Source organism: Bradyrhizobium sp. P5_C12, assembly GCF_054049735.1.
The window spans coordinates 1-2,334 of the sequence record NZ_JBFULU010000115.1; the positions used below are offsets into that span (position 1 = coordinate 1).

1 protein-coding gene is annotated in these 2,334 nt (G+C 62.0%); it reads right to left on the bottom strand.

Annotated features, from left to right (window positions below; all coding sequences use genetic code 11):
• Positions 1-123: 123 nt before the first annotated feature.
• Positions 124-2,334 (bottom strand): ATP-binding protein (locus tag ACXJMY_RS37795; protein ID WP_456624434.1); only part of this gene is annotated, 2,211 nt, incomplete at its 5' end.

Sequence of the window (2,334 nt, forward strand, 5' to 3'; positions counted from 1 at the left end):
CCCATGCACAGTACAAGCGCCGCGCTAAGCTTTTGTTTTAACTGTAGGATTTTCATGACGTGTCGGGCAAATATCAGCCCGCGACGGCGCGGTCGCGGACCCGACCGTCAGCGGCGAGCAGGATCAGGTCAGCTCATCACCCCGGGCGAGCACCTCGTTCAGCATCGCCTCGGCCTTCTGCCTCAGCGGCAGCGCGCCGCTTTCGGATGCGATCGCGATCGTGCCGCGGAGCGCGGCGAGAATGGCCGCCTTGTTCTCCGCGCTCGAGGCCGGCGTCACGACGGCTTCGACGAACAGGGCCTCGGCCTCGAGGCCGGCGAACCCCTGCTGGCGGGCGGTGTTGCGCGCCTCGCGCAGCATGTTCTGCGCGGCCTGGGTATCGCCGAGGCGGGAGGTGGCCAGCGCCAGGTAGATCGAGCTGCGCAGCACCGCCGAGGTGTAGCCGACCGCCTTCGCCTCCTCGCGCGCCTCGCCGAGCATGCCGCGCGCGCGGTCGAACAGCCCCTGCTCCAGATAGGCGATGCCGAGATGGCAGGCGAGCACCGGCACGAACAGCCGGATGCCATGCTTCTGCGCCAGGACGAACCCCTCTTCGAGAATGGCAGCGGCCGCCGCCGGATCGTTGCGGCCGAGCTTCAGCCACCCGCCGCTAGAAGCCGCCGCGACACGGTCATAGGGACGGCCCGTCTCCTCCGCGATCGCCGCGGCCTGCTGCTGGAGCTGCTCGGCGGCATCGAGCTCGCCCATCACGGTGTGGGTGAAGCTCTTCATCATGCAGCAGAGGAGGAGCGTGTATTTTGGGGGAGTTCCGAAGGGCGCGCTTGCCTCCGGCCCCATGAGATTAGCGCGGCCTCGCGCCAACGTCTGCTCCGCTTCGCGATATCGACCAGCGAGAAAATAGGCCTGTCCGAGATTATATTGTGCAAGGTTGCGCCAACCCGGGTTGCCTGACTTCTCGGCGAGACCAACAACCTCCTGGCCAAGCGCAACCGCTTCAGTTGGCGTCCCGTAGAAGTTCTGTCCACCCGCCATGACGGTCATGGCGGCGACCTTTCTTCCGATGTCGTCAATTCCACTAGCCCGGCGTTCGGCCTCTTTTCCGAGATCGATCCACTCGGCAACCTGGCCGGACCAGATGAATGCCATTCGCGCTTCCATCCGGAGGTCAATTGCATCTGCCTCCCGCGAAGGAGTCATCGGTATTTTGTCGAGGGAACTCATCGCGATCCCGAAATAGTCGACCGCATCGGCATATGCCGAGCGCACAAGACATTTCTGCGCGGCACCCCTCCCGTACCCGAACGCTTTCAGCCAATCCTTCGCGCGCATTGCGTGGTAGCAAAGCGTGTCAGGACCGTCGCTCCATGTCTCGCTTTCGAAGGCCGCAAGAATTCGCGCATGTATATTTTCGCGCACCTTTTCGACCATCGACTCGTAGGTCACTTGGCGGACCATCTCGTGCTGGAACTCGATCGAGTCCTCAAGTTCACTATCGATCCTGACGAGGAGCTCGGCTCGGTCGAGCGCTCCAAGGCAATCCTGGAGAACGTCTTCGGGCAGCGCCGCGACGTTCCGCAGCATCATTACGCTTGAGCGTGGCCCCAGCGCCGCCGCTATTTGGAGAACCGAGCGCTCCTGCCTTGAGACACGATCGAGTCGCGCCGCAATCACGCCCTGAATGCTGGTGGGGATACCGAGCTCTTCAATGGGTCGAACGAGCGCAAGGTCACCCCACTGACCGCGAAGCGTGCCACTATCTTTCAGCCCACGGCAGACTTCCTCGAGAAACAGGGGAACGTTGGCAGTATGAGAGATGATCCGGTTCTTCAAATCGGTGTTCGTCGCCGACGGTCCGAGCATATCGGCCAACATGGCCAATCCCGAATCGTCATCCAGGGGGCGCATTGCAATCACTTCCGCGTGGCAGCGCGCGATCCACTCAGGCATGCCGTTCGGCCTGCTCGTGAGAAAAACTATCAGGTTGGGGCTCTGCAACGACGCGATTGCAGCAACAACCGTATCGCTGGCTCGGTCGATCCAGTGCAGGTCCTCGATGAGAAGAACGGTGCGCTGCTGGAGGGCCAAGCTTTGAACGATGGCGCAACTTGCATCGGAAATGGCACGCGCGCGCGCGTAAGGCTCCAACTCGCTCCAGCGAGGATCCTCGACCGGAATATCCAATATGGAATCGATCGCGAGTTGATGGATTGCCTGCAACTCCTTTCGGATGTCGACCAGACTATCCGAATCTCTGGCGATCACTTCGAAGATCGAAAGTATAGTACGCTTGAGCGCGCTGAACGGTACGCCCTGAAGGTTCGGGCTGCACTCAGC